18 protein-coding genes and 1 riboswitch are annotated in these 18,858 nt (G+C 73.2%); of the genes, 5 read left to right on the top strand and 13 right to left on the bottom strand.

Going from position 1 to position 18,858, the window contains the following annotated elements:
- Positions 1-51: 51 nt before the first annotated feature.
- The 5 genes from J2X68_RS30950 to J2X68_RS30930 form a co-directional block, all read right to left on the bottom strand.
- On the bottom strand, positions 52-1,083 hold the full coding sequence (locus tag J2X68_RS30950) for a hemolysin family protein (RefSeq protein WP_310435902.1): 1,032 nt from the start codon (positions 1,081-1,083) through the stop codon (positions 52-54).
- Entirely contained in the window at positions 1,080-2,420 is a 1,341-nt protein-coding gene (locus tag J2X68_RS30945) for a hemolysin family protein (protein WP_310435901.1), read from the bottom strand. Before J2X68_RS30945 ends, J2X68_RS30950 begins: the two co-directional genes overlap by 4 nt.
- 186 nt (positions 2,421-2,606) lie before the next feature.
- Positions 2,607-3,032, bottom strand: a complete 426-nt coding sequence (locus J2X68_RS30940; RefSeq protein ID WP_310435900.1) for a GNAT family N-acetyltransferase — start codon at positions 3,030-3,032, stop codon at positions 2,607-2,609.
- 152 nt (positions 3,033-3,184) lie between these two features.
- Entirely contained in the window at positions 3,185-5,749 is a 2,565-nt protein-coding gene (locus J2X68_RS30935) for an ABC transporter permease (RefSeq protein ID WP_310435899.1), read from the bottom strand.
- Between the two features lie 4 nt (positions 5,750-5,753).
- On the bottom strand, positions 5,754-6,617 hold the full coding sequence (locus J2X68_RS30930) for an ABC transporter ATP-binding protein (RefSeq protein ID WP_310435898.1): 864 nt from the start codon (positions 6,615-6,617) through the stop codon (positions 5,754-5,756).
- A 148-nt stretch (positions 6,618-6,765) separates the two neighbouring features.
- Between J2X68_RS30930 and J2X68_RS30925 the strand changes: the two genes are divergently transcribed.
- The gene (locus J2X68_RS30925) at positions 6,766-7,008 is read left to right on the top strand and encodes a toxin-antitoxin system HicB family antitoxin (RefSeq protein ID WP_310435897.1); all 243 of its coding nucleotides are present in this window, start codon (positions 6,766-6,768) and stop codon (positions 7,006-7,008) included.
- 4 nt (positions 7,009-7,012) lie between these two features.
- On the top strand, positions 7,013-7,387 hold the full coding sequence (locus J2X68_RS30920; RefSeq protein ID WP_310435896.1) for a fic family toxin-antitoxin system, toxin component: 375 nt from the start codon (positions 7,013-7,015) through the stop codon (positions 7,385-7,387).
- Here J2X68_RS30920 and J2X68_RS30915 read toward each other — a convergent pair.
- A complete protein-coding gene (locus J2X68_RS30915) occupies positions 7,382-8,059 on the bottom strand; it encodes a methyltransferase domain-containing protein (protein ID WP_310435895.1) in 678 nt (225 codons plus the stop codon). The genes J2X68_RS30920 and J2X68_RS30915 overlap by 6 nt on opposite strands.
- A gap of 147 nt (positions 8,060-8,206) precedes the next feature.
- Positions 8,207-8,893, bottom strand: a complete 687-nt coding sequence (locus J2X68_RS30910) for an alpha/beta fold hydrolase (RefSeq protein WP_310435894.1) — start codon at positions 8,891-8,893, stop codon at positions 8,207-8,209.
- Between the two features lie 114 nt (positions 8,894-9,007).
- Here J2X68_RS30910 and J2X68_RS30905 point away from each other — a divergent pair, with 114 nt between their 5' ends.
- Complete coding sequence (locus J2X68_RS30905; RefSeq protein WP_399041256.1) at positions 9,008-11,506, top strand: LuxR C-terminal-related transcriptional regulator; 2,499 nt, start codon at positions 9,008-9,010, stop codon at positions 11,504-11,506.
- A gap of 3 nt (positions 11,507-11,509) precedes the next feature.
- Here J2X68_RS30905 and bioD read toward each other — a convergent pair whose 3' ends face one another.
- The 3 genes from bioD to bioB are packed head-to-tail and all read right to left on the bottom strand — an operon-like array spanning position 11,510 to position 14,737.
- Positions 11,510-12,232: a dethiobiotin synthase gene (gene bioD / locus J2X68_RS30900; RefSeq protein WP_310435996.1), complete on the bottom strand. Its 723-nt coding sequence runs from the start codon at positions 12,230-12,232 to the stop codon at positions 11,510-11,512.
- Between the two features lie 2 nt (positions 12,233-12,234).
- Positions 12,235-13,533, bottom strand: a complete 1,299-nt coding sequence (locus J2X68_RS30895; protein WP_310435893.1) for an adenosylmethionine--8-amino-7-oxononanoate transaminase — start codon at positions 13,531-13,533, stop codon at positions 12,235-12,237.
- Positions 13,526-14,737 carry a biotin synthase BioB gene (gene bioB, locus J2X68_RS30890; RefSeq protein WP_310435892.1) on the bottom strand — a complete coding sequence of 404 codons (1,212 nt, stop codon included), beginning with the start codon at positions 14,735-14,737 and terminating at the stop codon, positions 13,526-13,528. The genes J2X68_RS30895 and bioB overlap by 8 nt, the downstream gene beginning before the upstream one ends.
- 147 nt (positions 14,738-14,884) lie before the next feature.
- Here bioB and J2X68_RS30885 point away from each other — a divergent pair, with 147 nt between their 5' ends.
- A complete protein-coding gene (locus J2X68_RS30885) occupies positions 14,885-16,012 on the top strand; it encodes an 8-amino-7-oxononanoate synthase (protein WP_310435891.1) in 1,128 nt (375 codons plus the stop codon).
- Positions 16,013-16,057: 45 nt separating this feature from the next.
- On the opposite strand, the gene J2X68_RS30880 is transcribed toward J2X68_RS30885, so the two are convergent.
- Together J2X68_RS30880 and J2X68_RS30875 are read right to left on the bottom strand one after the other, a co-directional pair.
- Positions 16,058-16,300: a DUF397 domain-containing protein gene (locus tag J2X68_RS30880; RefSeq protein WP_310435890.1), complete on the bottom strand. Its 243-nt coding sequence runs from the start codon at positions 16,298-16,300 to the stop codon at positions 16,058-16,060.
- A 9-nt stretch (positions 16,301-16,309) separates the two neighbouring features.
- Entirely contained in the window at positions 16,310-17,170 is an 861-nt protein-coding gene (locus tag J2X68_RS30875) for a helix-turn-helix transcriptional regulator (protein WP_310435889.1), read from the bottom strand.
- A gap of 213 nt (positions 17,171-17,383) precedes the next feature.
- Between J2X68_RS30875 and J2X68_RS30870 the strand changes: the two genes are divergently transcribed.
- Entirely contained in the window at positions 17,384-17,866 is a 483-nt protein-coding gene (locus J2X68_RS30870; protein ID WP_310435888.1) for an ATP-binding protein, read from the top strand.
- Positions 17,867-17,924: 58 nt separating this feature from the next.
- Here J2X68_RS30870 and J2X68_RS30865 read toward each other — a convergent pair whose 3' ends face one another.
- Positions 17,925-18,398: a C40 family peptidase gene (locus J2X68_RS30865; protein ID WP_057601952.1), complete on the bottom strand. Its 474-nt coding sequence runs from the start codon at positions 18,396-18,398 to the stop codon at positions 17,925-17,927.
- 3 nt (positions 18,399-18,401) lie between these two features.
- Positions 18,402-18,613: riboswitch (cyclic di-AMP (ydaO/yuaA leader) on the bottom strand.
- Positions 18,614-18,858: the final 245 nt, after the last annotated feature.

The raw sequence follows: 18,858 nt of genomic DNA, 5'->3' as shown, positions 1-18,858 counted from the left end.
TCCGACCTCTCCCGCCGCGCGGCGGCCGCTCGCCCTCCGGCCCCGGCGGGCTCACGCCCGCTGACCGAACAGCTCCCGCAGGACGTCCTCCATGGTCACCAGGCCGGACAGCCGGCCGTCGGATCCGAGCACGGCCGCCAGGTGCGTACGGGTGCCCCGCATCGCGGTGAGGACGTCGTCCAGCGGAGTCGCCTCCCGCACACGCGCGATGGGCCGCATGTCGGCCGGCCGGAACGCGGTGTCCCGCGGCGAGGCGTCCAGCGCGTCCTTCACGTGCAGGTAACCCACGATCCGGCGCCCCTCGTCCACCACGGGGAACCGCGAGAACCCGGACTCCGCCGCCAGCCGCTCCAGTTCCTCCGGAGTGACGCCGACGCGCGCGTAGACGACCCGCTCCAGCGGCAGGACGACATCCCGCACCGGCCGGCGGCCCAGCTCCAGGGCGTCGTGCAGCCGCTCCAGCGCCCGGTCGTCGATGAGGCCGGCCTCGCCCGCGTCCTTGACGATCTGGGCGAGCTGGGCGTCCGAGAAGGCCGCCGCGACCTCGTCCTTGGTCTCGATCCTCAGCAGCTTCAGCAGGCCGTTCGCGAACGCGTTGATCGCGAAGATCACCGGACGCAGCGCCCGGGCCAGCGTGACCAGCGGCGGGCCCAGCAGCAGCGCGCTGCGCACCGGCTCCGCGAGCGCGATGTTCTTCGGCACCATCTCGCCGAGCAGCATGTGCAGATAGGTCGCCACCGCCAGCGCGATCACGAAGGAGACCGCGTGTCCCGCGCCCTCGGGCACGCCCACCGCGTGGAAGACCGGTTCCAGGAGGTGCGCGATGGCGGGTTCGGCGACCACACCGAGGACCAGCGTGCACAGCGTGATGCCGAGCTGCGCGGCCGCCATCAGGGCGGACACGTGCTGGAGGCCCCACAGCACGCTCCGGGCGCGCCGCTCGCCCTGGGCGCCCTTCGCGCCGTCCTCGAGGTACTGCTCGATCTGGGAGCGGCGTACGGAGATCAGCGCGAACTCGGCGCCGACGAAGAACGCGTTGACGACGAGGGTCGCCAGTGCGATCAGCAACTGGACGGCGGTCACTTCCCGGCCTCCTGTTCGAAGTCCTCGGACGGGGCGAGCGGCGCGTGCAGCAGCACGCGCGCGGCCCGCCGGCCGGAGGCGTCCACCACGTCCATGCGCCAGCCCGCGACCTCCACCGAGTCGCCGACGGCCGGTATCCGGCCCAGCTCGGTGGCGAGCAGGCCGGCGAGCGTCTCGTACGGCCCCTCGGGCGTCTGCAGGCCCACGCGCGCGAGCTGGTCGGTGCGGGCGGCGCCGTCGGCCGAATAGAGCGTGCGGCCCTCGTCGTCCTTGCCCGCGGCCGCCAGGTCGGACGTCTCGTGCGGGTCGTGCTCGTCGCGGACCTCGCCGACGACCTCCTCGACGATGTCCTCCAGCGTCGCCACGCCCGCCGTGCCGCCGTACTCGTCGATGACCACCGCCATCGTCCGCTTGCCGGACAGCCGGTCCAGGAGCCGGTCGACGGTCAGCGACTCGGGCACGAGGAGCGGTTCCCGCATGATCTCCGAGACGGGCACGCGCAGCCGGCGCTCGGCCGGGATCGCCAGTACGTCCTTGATGTGCGCGGTGCCCACCACCGAGTCGAGGCTGCCGCGGTACACCGGGAACCGGGACAGACCCGTCGCCCGGGTCGCGTTCGCCACATCCTCGCAGGTGGCCGCCGCTTCGAGGGCGATGACCTGGACGCGCGGGGTCATCACGTTCTCCGCGGTGAGATCGGCCAGGTTCAGCGTGCGCACGAACAGCTCCGCGGTGTCCGCCTCCAGCGCGCCCTCCTTGGCGGAGTGCCGGGCCAGGGCCGCGAGCTCCTGCGGGCCGCGCGCGGCGGCCAGTTCCTCGGTGGGTTCGACGCCGAAGCGGCGCACGATGCGGTTCGCGGTGTTGTTGAGATGGGTGATGAAGGGCCGGAAGGCGGCGCTGAACCAGCGCTGCGCGTTGCCCACGCGCTTGGCGACGGCCAGCGGGGAGGAGATCGCCCAGTTCTTGGGCACGAGTTCGCCGACGACCATCAGGAACACCGTCGACAGGGCCGTGCCCAGCACCAGTGCGACGGAGCTCGACGTGCTGCTCGACAGGCCGAGCGATTCCAGCGGCCCGGCGATCAGCTGGGCGATCGACGGCTCGGCGAGCATGCCGACCACCAGGTTGGTGACGGTGATGCCGAGCTGGGCGCCGGAGAGCTGGAAGGTGAGGTTCCGTACGGCCTTGAGCGCTCCGGGAGCGCCGCGCTCCCCGCGCTCCACCGCCCGTTCCAGTTCGCTGCGCTCGACCGTGGTCAGCGAGAACTCCGCGGCGACGAAGGCGCCGCACGCGAGCGACAGCAGGATCGCCACCAGGAGGAGCAGGACTTCGGTCATCGGGTCACCTCCGTCCCATGATCGGACAGGGTGGCGAGGGGCGCGCGATGTCGCGTGGGGGTACGGGGAGGCTCGCCCATGGGCGGACGCTCACACCTTTCATGGAGTCGTCAGGGGACCGCACGGATCCTCCGCGCAGTCCCCCAATAGTAAAGGATCGGCAAAGGAGCCTTTTCGGGGCTCCGGTCAGTCGCTGAGCGGCTTCACCCAGCGCCGCCACTTCTCCTCCGGCGCGTACCCCGCCGCGCGCCAGGCATGATGAGCCGTTTCGTTGCGGGTGAGCACCATGGCGTCCCCGCGGCGCCCGCCCAGCCGCACGAACCGCTCCTCCGCGGCGGCCAGCAGCGCCGAGCCGATGCCCTGGCGGCGCCGCTCCGGGTGCACCGCCAGCCGGTACAGATGGCATCGCCATCCGTCGAACCCGGCGATCACCGTCCCGGCCAGTTCACCGCCCCGCTCGGCGAGGATCAGGGCCCCCGGATCGCGCGCGACGAGCCGCTCCACCCCGCTCCGGTCGTCGCTGATGCTCGTGCCCTCGGCGGAGGTCTTCCAGAAGGCCAGCACGGTGTCCAGGTCCTCGGGCCCGGCGGCCCGTATCCGCAGATCGGTCATGGAACCGATCCCACCACGCGGGAGAGCGGGCCGGCCGCGGATTTCCAGCATGCGGACGCCTGCCCGCCGCCGGGCCGCCGGGCCCGCCGGGAGCGGCGCGGCGATGCTGCCGCCGCGCCGCCGTCAGGAACTCGGGTGCCCGCCGCGGCCGCTCACTCGTGTGCGATGGCGGCCAGCACGTTCATCCGCGAGGCGCGCAGCGCGGGCAGCAGCGCCGCCACGACGCCGACGACCGCGGAGCCCACCACGACCGCGACGATCGTGCCCCACGGGACGGCGAGCGCCTTCATGCCCTGCAGCTCCAGCACCTGCTGGATGCACACGCCCCACACCAGACCGAGCGCCAGACCCAGCACCGCGCCGAACACCGCGATCACGACCGACTCCAGCCGGATCATCCGGCGCAACTGCCGCCGGCCCAGCCCGATGGCCCGCAGCAGCCCGATCTCCCGGGTCCGTTCCACCACCGACAGCGCCAGGGTGTTGACCACACCGAGCACCGCGATGACGATCGCGAGCCCGAGCAGCGCGTACACCAGGTAGAGCAGTACCGCGATCTGATCGTGCACCAGCTTCTTGTAGTCGGCCTGGTCGCGCGCCTGTACCTGCGGATACGCGTCGAGCGTCCGCTCCAGCCGGGGACGGAGTCGGTCGCCGCCGGTGCCGGAGGCCGCGTTCACGTACAGCGCGGAGTCCTGCCCGCCGGGCACGTACTTCTCGACGGTGGCGATCCCGAGGAACAGCCCGCCCTGCATGCCGAACCCGTCGCCGCCGTCCTGGTCGGTGAGCGCGGCGACCTTCAGCGACGTGGTCTGCTTCCCGGGGAACTCCACCGGCAGCACGCTGCCCAGCCGCACCCCGTGGTCCTTGGCGAAGTCGACGTCCATGCCGATGGCGCCGTCCGCCAGCGCGGCCGCCGTGTCGCCCTGCGCGTAGGTGACGTGCGCGACGTCGTCGACCCGGTCGTCGTAACCGGCGGCGGTCGTCTCCACGCGCTTGCCGTCGGGCAGCCGTACCGCGAGCGGCGCGAACCGCTGCCGTACGACGAGGCCGACGCCGTCGGTGCCGCGCACCGCGTCCGTGACCTCCTGCGAGAACGGCGTGAAGTTGGCGTTCTGGACGACGAAGTCGGCGCCCAGCGTCTTGTCGATCTGCTGGTCGAAGGACTTGGACATCGAGGCGCTCGCCACCGACATCCCGCCCACCAGGGCGAGGCCCACCATCAACGCGGCCGCCGTGGCGCCGGTGCGGCGCGGGTTGCGCAGGGCGTTGCGCTGGCTCATCCGGCCGACCGAGCCGAACAGCGCGGGGAAGGCGCCGCCGAGGACGCGGATCACCGGACGCACCAGCAGCGGCCCCGCGATGACCGTGGCGACGAGCGTGAGCACGACGCCCAGACCCAGCAGGGAGGCGGCGGACGCCGTCTCCGAGGAGGTCACACAGCCGGCGAGCGCCGCCACGCCCAGCGCGCCGACGACCGCGCCCACCACCGCGCGCACCTTCAGCGGCCGCCCCACACCGGCGATGTCCGCGTCCGCGAGGGCCGCCATCGGCGACACGGTCGCGGCGCGCCGGGCCGGCAGGTACGCCGCCACAAAGGTGACGCCGACGCCGACGACGTACGCCGCCACCGGGGTCGCCCAGCCGACGACCATCTCCGTGGCCTTCAGGTTCATGCCGAACGCGCTCATGAGCTTGATCAGCCCGGCCGCCAGACCGACGCCCGCCGCGAGGCCGAGCGTGGAGCCCACGACACCGAGCAGCACCGCCTCGGTGAGCACCGAGCGGCGCACCTGACGCCGGTCGGCCCCGAGGGCGCGCAGCAGCCCCAGCTCGCGGGTGCGCTGGGCGATCAGCATCGAGAACGTGTTGACGATCAGGAACACCCCGACCAGGACGGCGATCCCGGCGAAGCCGAGCATCACGTACTTGACCACGTCGAGGAACCCGCCCAGCGCCTCCGCCGACGACTCGGCCTGCTCGTCCGCGGTCTTCACGTCGTACCCGGCGCCGATCGCGGCGGTGACGCGCCGCGCGAGGGCCGCGTCGCTCTCCCCCCGCGCCGCGTCGACGGAGATGCTCGTGGCCTTGTCCGGCGATCCGAGGAGCTGGGCGCCGGCGGTCACGGGGTCGAGGTAGACGAGGGCCGCGCCCGGGTTGGTGGTGGTGAAGGTGGCGATGCCGACGACCTTCACCTTGAACGAGCCCGGCTGGGCCATCACGGTGAGGGTGTCACCGATCTCCACGTGCTTCTTGTCGGCGGTGTCGGCGTCGAGCATGGCCTCGGCCGCGCCCCGCGGTGCGCGGCCGGACGTCAGCTTCACCGGGCTGCGGTCGGTGACGTACCAGTCGGTGGCGATGGTGGGCGCGCCCGTGGTCGGCCCGACGGACTCGTTCTCGCCGTCCACGACCGTGATGTTCTCCACGCTCACGTCCGCGTGGGTCGACGCGACGCCGTCGAGGCGGGCCACCTCCGCGGCGAGGGAGGCGGGCACGGTCTGCACCGCGCCGGTCGGCACGGAGGCGTCCAGGTCGTCGGCGGGCTCGACCGTCACGTCCGCGGACGTGGACGCGAAGAGCCGGTCGAAGGTGCGCGAGACCGTGTCGGAGAAGATCAGGCTTCCCGCGACGAACGCCACCGACAGGACGACGGCGAGCGCGGACAGCAGCAGCCGCCCCTTGTGCGCGAGGAAACTCCTGAGCGTGGCTTTCAGCACCGGATCACTTCTCCTCGGCGACGTCGGCGCCGTGGGCGGCGGCGTCGGCGGCCGAGATGCCGACGGCGGCGCCGGTCTCGCCGTCGGACTGGGCGCGGATCACGTCGAAACGCTTCATGCGTTCCAGCACCGCCTCCGCCGTGGGCCGCTCCATCTCGTCCACGATCCGCCCGTCCGCGAGGAAGAGCACCAGGTCGGAGTGGGTGGCGGCGCCCGGGTCGTGGGTGACCATGACGACGGTCTGCCCCAGCTGGTCGACGGCCTCCCGCAGGAACGCGAGGACCTCCAGCCCGGCGCGCGAGTCCAGGTTGCCGGTCGGCTCGTCGGCGAAGATCAGCTCCGGGCGGGAGGCGAGCGCCCGGGCGCAGGCCACACGCTGCTGCTGGCCGCCGGACAGCTGGGCCGGCCGGTGCTTCAGCCGGTCCCGCAGGCCGAGCGTGTCGATCACCTGGTCCAGCCACTTCTGGTCGGGCTTCTGCCCCGCGATGTCCATGGGCAGGGTGATGTTCTCGGCCGCGTTCAGCGTCGGGATCAGATTGAACGACTGGAACATGAACCCGATCCGGTCCCGTCGCAGCCGGGTCAGCTCCCGGTCCTTCAGCCCGGTGATCTCGGTGTCGCCGATCCACACCTGGCCGGCCGACACCGTGTCGAGACCCGCGAGGCAGTGCATCAGGGTCGACTTGCCGGAGCCGGACGGTCCCATGACGGCGGTGAAGCGGCCGCGCGCGATGTCCACGTCGACCGAGTCGAGGGCGAGCACCGTGGTCTCGCCCGAGCCGTACGCCTTGGTCAGACCGCGGGCGCGGGCCGCGATCCCGCCGGCCGAAGCCAGGCCGGGGGCGTGCTCCGCAGCAGGTGTGGACAAGGCTGCCTCCTCGCTCGTTCGGACATGCCGACCAGTGGGCCGGGTTTCTGCCCGCCCGAGCGTAGTGTGACCCGGCGCACACCCGGTATCCCTTTTCACCTCCGGGCCGCCCTTGCCGTTGCTAGCACCACGGCGCTAGCGTCGAAGCATGGCGAAGACCCAGCTGAACGTACGCGTCGACGAGGGCACGGCCCGCGCCGCCCGCGAGCGCGCCACGGCCCGCGGCATGAGCGTCAACCGCTACATAGAAGAGCTGGTCAGACAGGACGCCGGCGAAGTCGGCCACACGTTCGTCGAGGCCGCGAGCGACTTCATGAAGCAGTACGGGGCCGTGTTCGCGGAGGAGTTCGGCGCCGACCGCGAGGGCGGCACGCGCGAAGGTCGCCGCTGATCCCTTGAGCGACCTCCGTATCGATCTCGCCTGGCTCCTCATGCTCGCCGAACAGAAGACCCCGGGGGACCCCCAGGTCACCGACTGGGGGGCGCTCGTGGCCGCCGTGGCGCGCCATCAGGCCGAGATATTCGACGTCCCCGTCTACGACGACGCGCCGGCCCGCGCAGCCGCGCTGCTCCAGCTCCTCCTCCACGTCCCGGCGCTGGAGCGTTCCAACGCCCTGTTCGCCTGCGCCGTCGCGTACGGCTATCTCGTCGCCAGCGGCCTGAAGGTCGCCACCTCGCCCGAACAGGTCCGCGACCTGGCCCGCCTGGCCAAGACCGGGGAGGCGTCGGTGTCCGACATCGCGCGGGAGCTGCGCGCGTGGAGCCTATGAGGGGCGACGGGCGCTGCCGAGGACGCAGTACGAGGAGGGGAGCCGCGGGCCTTTCTCCGGCACGCACAGCCGGCGATGGGGCCCCGGCTCGAACCCGGCCTCGCGCAGGGCGCCGAGCGTGTCCCGGGTGAGGTGACAGCCGCCGGCCAGGGCCGGCCACACCGTGCGGTCCAGCGCGCGCTGGGTGAACCGCATCACCGGACCGCCGCCGGGACCGTGCTCGAGGAACCTCAGTTCGCCGCCGGGCCGCAGCACCCGCGACAGCTCCCCGAGCGCGCGGGGGACGTCCCGGACACTGCACAGCACCAGCGAGAGCACCGCACCGTCGAAGGCCTCGCTCTTCACCGGCAGCGCCTCCGCCACGGCCGGTACGACGTCCACCGGCACCTCGGCGTGCCGGGCGGCCTCCAGGGCCAGCGTGCGCAGATGGCGCTCCGGCTCGATCGCGACGACCTCCGAGACGGCGGCCGGGTAGTGCGCGAAGTTCAGTCCGTTCCCCGCGCCGACCTCGATGATCCGGCCGGACAGCCCCGTGAGCAGCTGATCGCGCAGCGGGGCCAGACCGCCGCGGGTCTCGGCCGCCGTGCCGAGCCGGGCGTAGCAGCGGGCGAACAGCGGATGGTGGACGAGATCACCGGGCATCTTGCCGGAGCCGGTGGACCGTAGGGGCATGGCGACCTCCCGGGCAGGACGGGCCTACCGGGATTCTCCCCCGTGCGGGCCCGCCGCACCCACGCTGTCGCGGTCGCGTCGTTCACCGGGCGGTGCGCTCGCCGGGCGGTCGGCCCGGCGAGCGGTGGGCTCACCGCCCGGGCCGGGTCACTGGACGAAGTCGCGCACCTGCTCGTACACGCCGGAGTCGTTGTTGATGTCGGTGTGCGAGATGCATCCGACGCCGACGTTGGTGGCCCCGCTCAGCAGCGCCGAGGAGTCCGGGTCGATGGCCGAGTCGCAGTTCGACCAGTAGGTCGCGTAGGTCACGCTGCCCGGGGTCTCGTCACCGGAGTTGAGCGAGGTGAGGAACGAACTGCCGGTGACCATCTCGGCGCAGGAGGTGTAGATCCAGCTGCACCACGAGGCGACCGACGTCCCGTGGTTGACACCGGCGACGGAGACGAAGTCGTCCACGTACGCCGTGCCGCCGAGGTTCTTGAGGTAGTAGCGGGAACTCAGCGCGCCCATGGAGTGGACGACCACGTCGACCTTGGACGCGCCGGTTCTGGCCAGCACGCTCTTGATCTCGGTGTTGAGCTGGGAGGCGGTCGTGACGTTCGACTGGGACCAGCTGTAGGTCCAGGCGTCGAGCTCGGCGGCCGTGTAGCCGTCGGCCTTGAAGGCCGCGACCCATTCGTCCCAGCTGCTGGAGGAACTGCTGAGACCGTGCACGAAGACGATCGGATGGTGGGACGCGGCGTGGGCGGTGGGGGCGGAGAACGAGAGTGACAGAAGGAGCGAAGAGACCACGGCCGAGAAAGCCGCGGCGATGCGACGCTTGTGGCGCTGCATGATGCCTCCTGAAACGTGTGGGGTTGCCAGGAGTGTCGGGCGGGTCTACGCGCGCCGCATCGGTGAAATCGCCAGTCTTTACGGTTCAAGTAACCCGCCAGTAACGTCACTTGTGTGGTGACACGAGTGAACCCCCCTTCGCTGGACCGCACTTCGCCGTCGGCGCTCCCGGGCACGGGCCCGGGCCCGCGGCCGGTCCCGGCGCTGTCCGAGGGCGTCCGCGTGCGCGTGCTGCGCCTCGTGCACGGCGACCCGCGCGCCGCCGCCGAACTCGTCGCGCGGCTCACCGAACGGCAGGCGGCCGGCCTCGACCCGCTGCCGGCCGAACCGTCCGACCTCGCCCCCGAGACGCTGCGCGCCCACCGCCGTGAGGTCCGCGCGCTGCCCGACGGGACCCGGCTGGTGCTCCTGCTGGCCGCCGCCGACCAGTACCCGGTGGCCACCCACGCCTTCCTGCGCGCCGTCGCCGCCGCCCGGCTCGACACCCGGCCGCTGGAGGCGGCCGTGGCGGCCGGGATCGCCTACGCCACGGCCGGCGGGGTCGGCTTCCGCGACGCCTGGACCCGGATCGCCGCGTACGAGACGGCCGCCCCCGCCGACCGGCGCGACGCCCACCGGCTGCTCGCCCGCGTCCTGCACGGCACGGCCGAGACGCCCCGGCGGTCCTGGCACCGGGGCGCGGGCGCGCTCGGGCCCAGCGCGCGGCTCGCCGCCGAACTCACGGCGGCGGCCGCCCAGGCGCGCGCCGCCGCCGACCCGGCGCTCTCGGGGGCCCTCGCCGAACGGGCGGCCGGGCTCTGCACGGACCCGGGGGAACGGTCCCGGCTGCTCGCCCACGCGGCGACCGACGCCTGGCTCCGCGGTGACGGCGACCGGGCCCGGGGCCTGGCCGCCCGCACCGACGCCGACGCCCTCACCGGCCTCCTCGCCCTGCGGACCGGGCACGCGGGGGAGGCGTTCGACGCGCTGCTGGCCGGGGCGGCGCGGTCCGCCGCGGCACGGCCCGCCCCCGGTGACCGGCCCGCCCCCGGTGACCGGCCCGCCCTCGGTGATCGGCCCACTCCCGGTGACCGGCCCACTCCCGGGAACCGGCCCGCCCCCGGTGATCGGCCGGCCCCCGGGAACCGGCCACCGGGCCGGGGCGGCGCCACCGTCTCCCCCGTGCGGCCCGCACCCGTCGACCCGTCACCGGGTCGTGACGGCGCCACCGCCTCCTCCGGCGCCGTCCCCGTCCCCTCGCGGAAGCCCGGCGGGGCGGCGGGCCCAGCCCCTGCCCCGGTCCCGGCCCCCACCACCCCGGCCCCCACCCCTGTCCCTCCCGTCGCCCACTTCCTGGCCCGGGCCGCCGAAGCGGCCGTATACACCGGCGATCTGCGTCGATGCCGTGAAGCGGCCCTCGTAGCACGGCAGTCGGGCATCGAACCGCCGGGTGTGCTGGGCGGGATCGCGGCCGCCGTCGACGGACGGTACGAGGACGCGCGCGACCTGCTGGAGGCCACCGCCGGCCGGTGCGGTCCGGGCGGCGACCCCACCCTCCTGCTGCACGCGGGGATCGCCGCCCTGATGCTCGGCGACCACACCCGAGCCGCCACCGCCACGGTCCGGTCGGCCGCCGCGGCCCGCGCCCGGGGGGTCACCTCCGCCGTCCCCCAGGCCATGGAGTTCCGCGCCTACGCCGACTTCTGGACCGGCCGCCCACGCGCCGCCGAGGCCGCCGCGCTGGACGCTCTGCGGCAGGCGTACGCCACCGGGCAGGACAACGGCGCCTGCCATCTCCAGGCCGCGCTGGCGATGTTCGCCGCGCTCACCGGCGACGAGGACCTGTGCCGCGAGCGGGCCGCGGCCGCGCGCTCCCACGCCCTCGCCCACGCCCTGGGCCTGCCCGCCGCCCTGGCGCAGTGGGCGCTCGCCTTCCTCGATCTCGGCTCGGGCCGTTTCGACGCCGCCGCGGCCCGGCTGCGCGCGCTCGCCGCCTCGGGCCCCGGCCACGGCCACCGGGCCATCCGCCACCTGGCCACCCCGCACTACGTCGAGGCCGCCGTCCGCACCGGCGAGACCCGCGCGGCGCGCGCCGCGCACGCCGACTACGACCGCTGGGCCCGTGCCGTCGGCAGCCCCGACGATCTGGCCCTCAGCGCCCGCTGCCGGGCCCTGCTCACGCCGGGCCCCGACGCGGTCGAGCACTACCGCACGGCCCTCCGGCTGCACGCCGAGGGTACCCGCGTCGTCGAACGGGCCCGTACCGAACTGCTGTTCGGCAGCGCGCTGCGCAGACTGCGCCGCCGTACCGAGGCCCGCGACCGGCTGCACAGCGCCATGGCGTCGTTCGAGTCCTTCGACGCCCCGCACTGCGCCGAGAGCGCCCGCGCCGAACTGCGCGCGCTCGGCGCCCCCGCGGCTCCCGCCCGCGGCGACCGGAGCCCGACCGCCCAGCTGACCGCCCAGCAGCTCCTGGTCGCCCGGATGGCGGCCGAGGGCGCCACGAACCGGGAGATCGCCGGCCGGCTCGCCCTCAGCCCCCGCACCATCGACCACCACCTGCGAGGCGTCTTCAGCCGCCTCGGCATCCGCTCCCGCATCGAGCTCGTGCGGCTGCTCGCGGACCCGACCTAGGGGCTAGGACCCCGAACCGGTCCGCTCCCGGAAGGCCTCCGCCTCCCAGGTCCCGTCCAGCCGCGGCGCCAGCCAACCGGGCGCCACGGCGCGGAAGTCGGCCGGTGCGAGGGCGCCCGCCCCCGAGGGCAGTGCGCCCAGCAGCGGGGCCCCGGCCACCTCGGGCAGGTCCGCGACGTTGCAACGGGACGCCAGGTCGGGGGAGTCGGGCCAGCTGCCGATCACGACCCCGAGCAACTCCACGCCCCGGCCGCGCAGTTCACGAGCCGACAACTCCGTCGTGTTCAGCGTGCCGAGGCCCGCCGAGGCCACGATCAGCACCGGCGCCCGCAGCAGCTGCGCCACGTCGGCGAGGGTCCCGCCCGCCTCGTCGAACCGTACGAGCAGTCCGCCCGCGCCCTCGATCAGCACGAGGTCGTGCCCGGCGGCCAGCTTCTGCGCCGCGTCCGCCACGTCCTGCGGCCGCACCGCCGCCAGGCCCGCCCGGCGCGCCGCCGTCGCCGGAGCCAACGGCTCGGGATAGCGGGCCACTTCGGCCGTGGTCACCGCGCCCGCGAGCCGGGCCACCTCGTCGGCGTCCCCGCGCTCGTCCGCGCTCACGCCGGTCTGCGCGGCCTTGAGGACGGCCACCGACCGCCCCGCCGCGAGCGCCGACGCGGCGACCGCGGCCGTCGTGACGGTCTTGCCGACCTCCGTGCCCGTCCCCGTGATCACCAGGATCGGCATGTTCATCCCTCCCGCGCCGCGGCGCACACCGCGCGCGCGATCCGTGCCACGTCCGCGTCACCGGTGACGTACGGCGGCATCGTGTAGATCAGGTCGCGGAACGGCCGCAGCCAGACGCCCTCGCGCACGGCGGCCCGGGTGGCGGCCGCCATGGCCGCGTCGTCGAGCGGGTGGTCCAGCTGGACGACGCCGATCGCGCCGAGCACCCGGACGTCCCGCACCCCCGGGATCTCCGTCGCCGCGGCGAGGCCGTCCCGCAGCCCCGCCTCGATCCGCTTGACCTCGGCGAGCCAGTCCTGTCCGAGCAGCAGTTCGATCGAGGCGCATGCGACGGCCGCGGCGAGCGGGTTGCCCATGAACGTCGGACCGTGGGCCAGGACCGGCACCTCGCCCCGCGAGATCCCGTCGGCCACCCGGGACGTGCACAGCGTGGCCGCCATCGTCATGTAGCCGCCGGTCAACGCCTTGCCGACGCACATGACGTCCGGAGTCACCGCGGCGTGCCCGGCCGCGAACAGCGCGCCCGTGCGCCCGAACCCGGTCGCGATCTCGTCGAACACCAGCAGCACGTCGTGCGCGTCGCACGCCTCGCGCAGCACCCGCAGATACCCGGGGGAGTGGAACCGCATCCCGCCCGCGCCCTGCACCACCGGCTCCACGATGACCGCGGCCAGTTCGTCGGCGTGCCGCTCGATCGTCTCGCGCAGCAGGTCGGCGTACGCCTCCTCGAACTCCGCCGGCGGCGGGCCCACGAAGACCTGCCGGGGCAGCACCCCGGTCCACAGGTCGTGCATGCCGCCCTCGGGATCGCACACGGACATGGGCTGCCAGGTGTCGCCGTGGTAGCCGCCGCGCCAGGTCAGCAGGCGTCGCTTGGCCGGGCGGCCCAGCGAACGCCAGTACTGGAGGCACATCTTCACCGAGACCTCGACCGACACCGAACCGGAGTCGGCGAGGAAGACGTGCTCCAGACCCTCGGGCGACATGTCGACAAGGTGCTTCGCCAGACGCACGGCGGGCTCGTGGGTGAGCCCGCCGAACATCACATGGCTCATCCGGCCCAGCTGCTCGCGCACGGCCTCGTTCAGCACCGGGTGGTTGTAGCCGTGGATCGCCGACCACCAGGACGCCATGCCGTCGACCAGGTCGCCGGAACCGTCCGCGGGCCGCAGCCGCACCCCGCTCGCCGACTCCACGACGAGCGGTTCGGCCCGGCCGGGCATCGGACCGTACGGATGCCACACGTGCCGCCGGTCGAGCTCCAGCAGCTCGGGCACCCCGAGCGGGGGCCGCTCAGGCATTGGGCGCGAGATCGGTACCGGCGCCCCGCCGCCGTACGGCGACCAGGTCCGTACGGGCCTCGCCGACCGCCGCGGCCGGTGCCGGGGCCGACGCCGGTGCGGAGCCGCACACCCCGCCCCCCGCGTGCGAGCCGCACCCGGAGTCCTCGTGGGAGCCGCACCCGCCGCCCTCGTGGGACCCGCAGCCCCCGGCGGCCGTCGCCCGGTGCTCCGGCAGGGTGACCTGCTCCGCGCCCTCCACCTCGAATCCGGCGTCCGCGATCATCTCCAGGTCGGCCTTGCCGGCCTGGCCCTCGGTCGTGAGGTAGTCGCCCAGGAAGATCGAGTTGGCCAGGTGCAGGGCGAGCGGCTGCATCGTCCGCAGATGGACCTCGCGGCCGCCCGCGATGCGCACCTCGACGTCCGGACAGACGAACCGCACCATCGCCAGGATGCGCAGACAGCGCTGCGGGGTGAGGTTCCACTCCTTGGCGAGCGGGGTGCCCTCGACCGGGATGAGGAAGTTCACCGGAACGGAGTCCGGGTCCAGCTCGCGCAGCGAGAAGACCACGTCGACCAGGTCCTCGTCGGACTCGCCCATGCCGGCGATCAGGCCCGAGCAGGCCGACAGGCCCGCCGCGTGCGCCTTCTGCACCGTGTCCACCCGGTCGGCGTACGTGTGGGTGGTCGTGATCTCCCCGTACGTGCCCTCGGAGGTGTTGAGGTTGTGGTTGTAGGCGTCGGCGCCCGCCTCGCGCAGCCGTTCGGCCTGGCCGTCGGAGAGCAGGCCCAGACACGCGCAGACCTCGACGCCCTCGTTCTGGTCCTTGATCGCCTTGATGGTGCCGGCCACCCGGTCGACGTCACGGTCCGTCGGACCGCGCCCGGACGCCACCAGACAGACCCGCTTGGCCCCGCTCGCCAGCCCGGCCGCCGCGGCCTGCGAGGCCTCCTCCGGCTTGAGCCAGGTGTACTTCAGGATCCCGGCCGTGGAGCCGAGCCGCTGGGAGCAGTAGGAGCAGTCCTCGGGGCACAGCCCCGACTTGAGGTTGACGAGGTAGTTGAGTTTCACCCGTCGCCCGAACCACTTCCGGCGCACCCGGCCGGCCGCGGCCACCACGTCCAGCACGTCGTCGTCGGAGGTGGCCAGCACGGCCAGCGCTTCCTCGCGGGTCGGCAGCTCGCGCCGAAGCCCCTTGTCCACCAGCGTGTTCAGCAGGTCCATGAGAGCCGATCCTGTCCTACGCACCCGCTCCGGGCCAAGGTAGGGATCACACAACACACCGGGTTCGACGTGTGGGTATTGCCACACCGTGGGTGGGCGGCCGGACCGCTAGTGTCTGTCCGCTACCTACAAAAGCCCGGAGGACCCATGGCGTTCGGCTGGATCGACGAGCAGGCGCGGCTGCGGCGCCGGGCCGGACTCGTACGGACGCTGCGGGCCCGTCCGGCCGACTCGCCGCTCCTCGACCTGGCGAGCAACGACTACCTGGGCCTCGCCCGGCACCCCGAGGTCACCGAGGGCGCCGCGGCGGCCGCCCGGACCTGGGGCGGCGGCGCCACCGGTTCCCGGCTCGTCACGGGCACCACGGAGCTGCACGGCGAGCTGGAGCGGGAGCTCGCCGAGCACTGCGGCTTCGAGGCGGCCCTCGTGTTCTCCTCCGGGTACGCGGCCAACCTGGCCGCGGTCACCGCGCTGGCCCCGCACGGGTCGCTCATCGTCTCCGACGCGGGCAACCACGCCTCGCTCATCGACGGCTGCCGGCTGGCCCGCGGCACCACCCAGGTCGTCGCGCACGCCGACCCGGACGCGGTGCGCAAGGCGCTCGGCACGCACGACGGCCCCGCCGTGGCCGTCTCCGACACGGTCTTCTCGGTCGACGGCGACGCCGCCCCGCTGGCCGCCCTGGCGGACGCCTGCCGGGCGTACGGCGCCGGACTGGTCGTCGACGACGCCCACGGGCTCGGTGTGCTCGGGGACGGCGGGCAGGGCGCTCCGTACGCGGCGGGTCTGGCGGGCGCCGACGACGTCGTCGTCACGGTCACGCTGTCCAAGTCGCTGGGCAGCCAGGGCGGCGCCGTGCTGGGTCCCGCGCGGGTGATCGAGCATCTGGTGAACGCGGCCCGGACGTTCATCTTCGACACGGGCCTCGCCCCGGCGGCGGCGGGGGCGGCGCTGGCCGCCCTCGGGCTGCTGCGCAGGGAGCCCCAGCGCGCGGCACGCGCGCGTGAGGTGGCGGGCGAGCTGCACGCGCGGCTGACGGCCGCGGGCCTGGCGGCGGTGCGTCCGGACGCCGCGGTCGTCTCCGTGCGTGCCCCGTCCCCGGAGGGGGCCCTGCGCTGGGCGGCGGACTGCCGGTCGGCAGGCCTGGCCGTGGGCTGCTTCCGTCCTCCCTCCGTGCCCGACGGCATCTCACGTCTCAGGCTCACCGCGCGCGCGGACCTCTCCGGGGCCGAGCTGGAACGCGCTGTACAGGTGATCGGCGAAACACGACCATGAGTCGGCGTGACACGGCCGTGGACCGCTCTGACGGTTGCGGTGCGGTCAGGGGACCCGTGAGAAGACGGCCGTGAAGCCCGACCAGCTCTCGGGGGAGAAGAGCAGGGCGGGGCCGGCCGGGTCCTTGGAGTCGCGGACGGCGAGCAGACCGGCCCAGGGGCCGGAGGCCGGCCGGGCGGTCTCCACACAGTTGTTCGCTCCCGTGCTGTAGCTGCTGCGCAGCCAGCGCACATCCGGAAGTCGGTCGGGATCGGTACTGGAAGGTACGTTCCGCGGTGATGCGGACATGGTGCCTCCTTACGCGCCGTCGGCTATCGCGGCGATGTAATCCGATGAGTCCCCGGGCGAAAGGGCGTGCGCCCGAAGGGCGTTGAAGGCCTCGGTGTAGGCCTGGAGGTCTTCTTTCCGTTCGAGATAGAGGCTACTCGTCAAGTGGTCTAGAACGACAACATCCAGATCAGAAGTGCGCGAAAATGAGAAGATAACGAAAGGGCCAGTTACCCCGATATGCGCTCCGGCGGCGAACGGCAACACCTGAAGCCGGACTTGGGGCAATCGGGCGGCCTCGACGAGCCGGCCGAGCTGCCGTGCCATCACCTCGGGACCGCCCACCACCCGCCGCAGCACCGCCTCGTCCAGTACCGCGCACAGTTCCAGCGGCGGCTGCGCGCGCAGCACGTCCTGGCGGGCCAGCCGCACCTCCACGAGGGTGTCGAGCTGGTCCTCGTCGCCCCCTTCCACGGATGCCCTGGTCACCGCGCGCGCGTACTCGGGCGTCTGCAGCAGTCCCGGCACCACCGTCGTCTCCAGGGTGCGCATGGCGCTCGCCTGCGACTCCAGGCTGATGAAGTCCCGGTAGGTGGGCGGCAGCACCCCGCGGTAGGCGTGCCACCAGTGGTCCCGGCCGCCGCTGCCGCCCGCGCCCGCCAATGCCAGCATCAGCTCCCGCAGTTGCGGATCCTCGACGGCGTAGGCGTCGAGGAGTAACCGCACATCGGCCGGTTTCGATCCACTGATGCCGGTCTCGATGCGGCTCACCTTGGACTGGTGCCAGCCCACGAGCCGGGCCGCCTCACCACTGGTGAGCCCCGCCTGGGCGCGCAGATTGCGCAGTTCGGCGCCCAGCTTTCGGCGGCGTACCGCGGGACCGTGCTGCATGGGCTCCTCCTTACTCCTATCGGGCCGACCAAATACGCTCTGCCGTCGCAGAGTTCACCGCATTGGGCGACAGATATATGCATATCTCGGTGGATCCGACCCGTGACCGGCCCGGTAATGGCAGTCTGGCGAAGAAGCACCAGTCCGGGACCGTACTCGAACCATCCGCGCCGTGTCGGGCTCCCGGTCCCGTGGGAAAGGGTCGACGTCGCCATGGCAGATCACCTGGAAGCATCCGTCACTCTGCCGAGCGATCCCGCCTCGGTCTCCGCGGCCCGGGTCTTCGTGGCCGGCGCCCTCGGGGAATGGGGCCTTCCGGCGGACGCGGAGATGGCCGACGCCGTCCGGCTGATCGTCTCGGAACTCGCCACCAACGCCGTGCAGCACACCTTCGGGCAGTCACCCACCTTCACGGTGGACCTGGTCCTCGACCGTGACGAACACCTGCGCGTCGGGGTCACCGACAGCCACCCGCGCTTCCCCAAACGACTGCCGGCCGCCGTCCAGCAGGACAACGGCCGAGGCATGGTGATCATTCGCTGGCTCACCGCGGAGCGCGGCGGCAGGCTGAGAGTGCGGCCCACCCGGGAGGGCGGCAAGACGGTCACCGTCGAGCTCCCGTGGGCCGTCCCGGTGGCGGAGCCGGTGGCCGGCGCCCTGACGGCCTCGGCGGAGGGTGAGCTCCCGGGGCGGTGAAGGCGCGTCAGGACGCCCCCACCGCCCCGGGAAGAACCGCCCGTGACCCTGGTGGGCCCTAGCGGACCCGCCCGTACCAGACGCTCTTGGTCCAGATCTTCTGAAGCTTCACCACGTCGCCGGTCTTCGGCGAGTGCCAGATCTTGCCCTTACCCGCGTAGATCCCGACGTGGTACACGTTCGAGCCCGAGTGGAAGAACACCAGGTCGCCTGCCTTGCGGCTCGACGCCTTGATGTGCTTCGTCTTGTTGTACTGCTGGGACGCCGTCCGGGGCAGGCTCTTGCCCGCCTTCTTGAACGAGTACAGCGTGAGCCCCGAGCAGTCGAACCTCTTCGGTCCGGTGGCCCCGTACTTGTAGGGAGCACCCTTCTTGGAGGCCGCGATCTGGAGCGCCTTCGTCGCCGGTGTGGCGGCCGCGGCGTCGGGGGCGAGCCCCGGGACCACGACCGAGCCGCCCACGGCGGCGATGGCGAAAGCCGAGGCCGTACCGGCCCGGGCCATGAGCGACGGGACACGATTGAGCGCAGTCATGCGCAACCCTTCGTCAGCCGCCTGTGAAGGATGACCTGTCGGATTCGGGCTGGCGAAGTTGCCCGGCCGCTGCTGCGGCTTCACCCCAAGGGCTGCTCGGCCCGGTCATGGCGTGACCGTTCCGGCGACCCGTCGTGCTTGGGTCCTCCACTCCTGCCGATGCACTCCTGTCGACCGGTCATCCGGGCGGCGGCAGGACTCGGCGTCCGCCCGGACCGCCCCGCCGCTTGTGGCGGGGGCTTGTCGTCAGTCAGGGATCTTGGCTCACCGATGTCCGAAAATCCCAACGGAACCGGGGATTTGTGGGGTTACTCACCACTCACCCGTTCGGGTGGACACCCTGATGGGCGATCAGGTGTCAAGGCGCTCCAGGGCCTCCCACCAGCGGCGGAGCTCGCTATTCCGCCCGAAGAGCGCCCATTTGCGCAACCGCGGAGGGGTCGGGGGAACCGTAGACGCT

The sequence above is a fragment of the Streptomyces sp. 3330 genome, from assembly GCF_031456635.1.
Taxonomy (GTDB): domain Bacteria; phylum Actinomycetota; class Actinomycetes; order Streptomycetales; family Streptomycetaceae; genus Streptomyces.
This window is presented reverse-complemented; position numbering and strand designations above follow the sequence as displayed.

Excerpts from the sequence above, each read along its gene's own strand:
- J2X68_RS30945 (WP_310435901.1), bottom strand. The coding sequence starts at position 2,420 with ATGACCGAAGTCCTGCTCCTCCTGGTGGCGATCCTGCTGTCGCTCGCG.
- J2X68_RS30940 (WP_310435900.1), bottom strand. The coding sequence starts at position 3,032 with ATGACCGATCTGCGGATACGGGCCGCCGGGCCCGAGGACCTGGACACC.
- J2X68_RS30925 (WP_310435897.1), top strand. The coding sequence starts at position 6,766 with ATGGCGAAGACCCAGCTGAACGTACGCGTCGACGAGGGCACGGCCCGC.
- J2X68_RS30915 (WP_310435895.1), bottom strand. The coding sequence starts at position 8,059 with ATGCCCCTACGGTCCACCGGCTCCGGCAAGATGCCCGGTGATCTCGTC.
- J2X68_RS30910 (WP_310435894.1), bottom strand. The coding sequence starts at position 8,893 with ATGCAGCGCCACAAGCGTCGCATCGCCGCGGCTTTCTCGGCCGTGGTC.
- bioD (WP_310435996.1), bottom strand. The coding sequence starts at position 12,232 with ATGCCGATCCTGGTGATCACGGGGACGGGCACGGAGGTCGGCAAGACC.
- J2X68_RS30895 (WP_310435893.1), bottom strand. The coding sequence starts at position 13,533 with ATGCCTGAGCGGCCCCCGCTCGGGGTGCCCGAGCTGCTGGAGCTCGAC.
- bioB (WP_310435892.1), bottom strand. The coding sequence starts at position 14,737 with ATGGACCTGCTGAACACGCTGGTGGACAAGGGGCTTCGGCGCGAGCTG.
- J2X68_RS30885 (WP_310435891.1), top strand. The coding sequence starts at position 14,885 with ATGGCGTTCGGCTGGATCGACGAGCAGGCGCGGCTGCGGCGCCGGGCC.
- J2X68_RS30880 (WP_310435890.1), bottom strand. The coding sequence starts at position 16,300 with ATGTCCGCATCACCGCGGAACGTACCTTCCAGTACCGATCCCGACCGA.
- J2X68_RS30875 (WP_310435889.1), bottom strand. The coding sequence starts at position 17,170 with ATGCAGCACGGTCCCGCGGTACGCCGCCGAAAGCTGGGCGCCGAACTG.
- J2X68_RS30870 (WP_310435888.1), top strand. The coding sequence starts at position 17,384 with ATGGCAGATCACCTGGAAGCATCCGTCACTCTGCCGAGCGATCCCGCC.
- J2X68_RS30865 (WP_057601952.1), bottom strand. The coding sequence starts at position 18,398 with ATGACTGCGCTCAATCGTGTCCCGTCGCTCATGGCCCGGGCCGGTACG.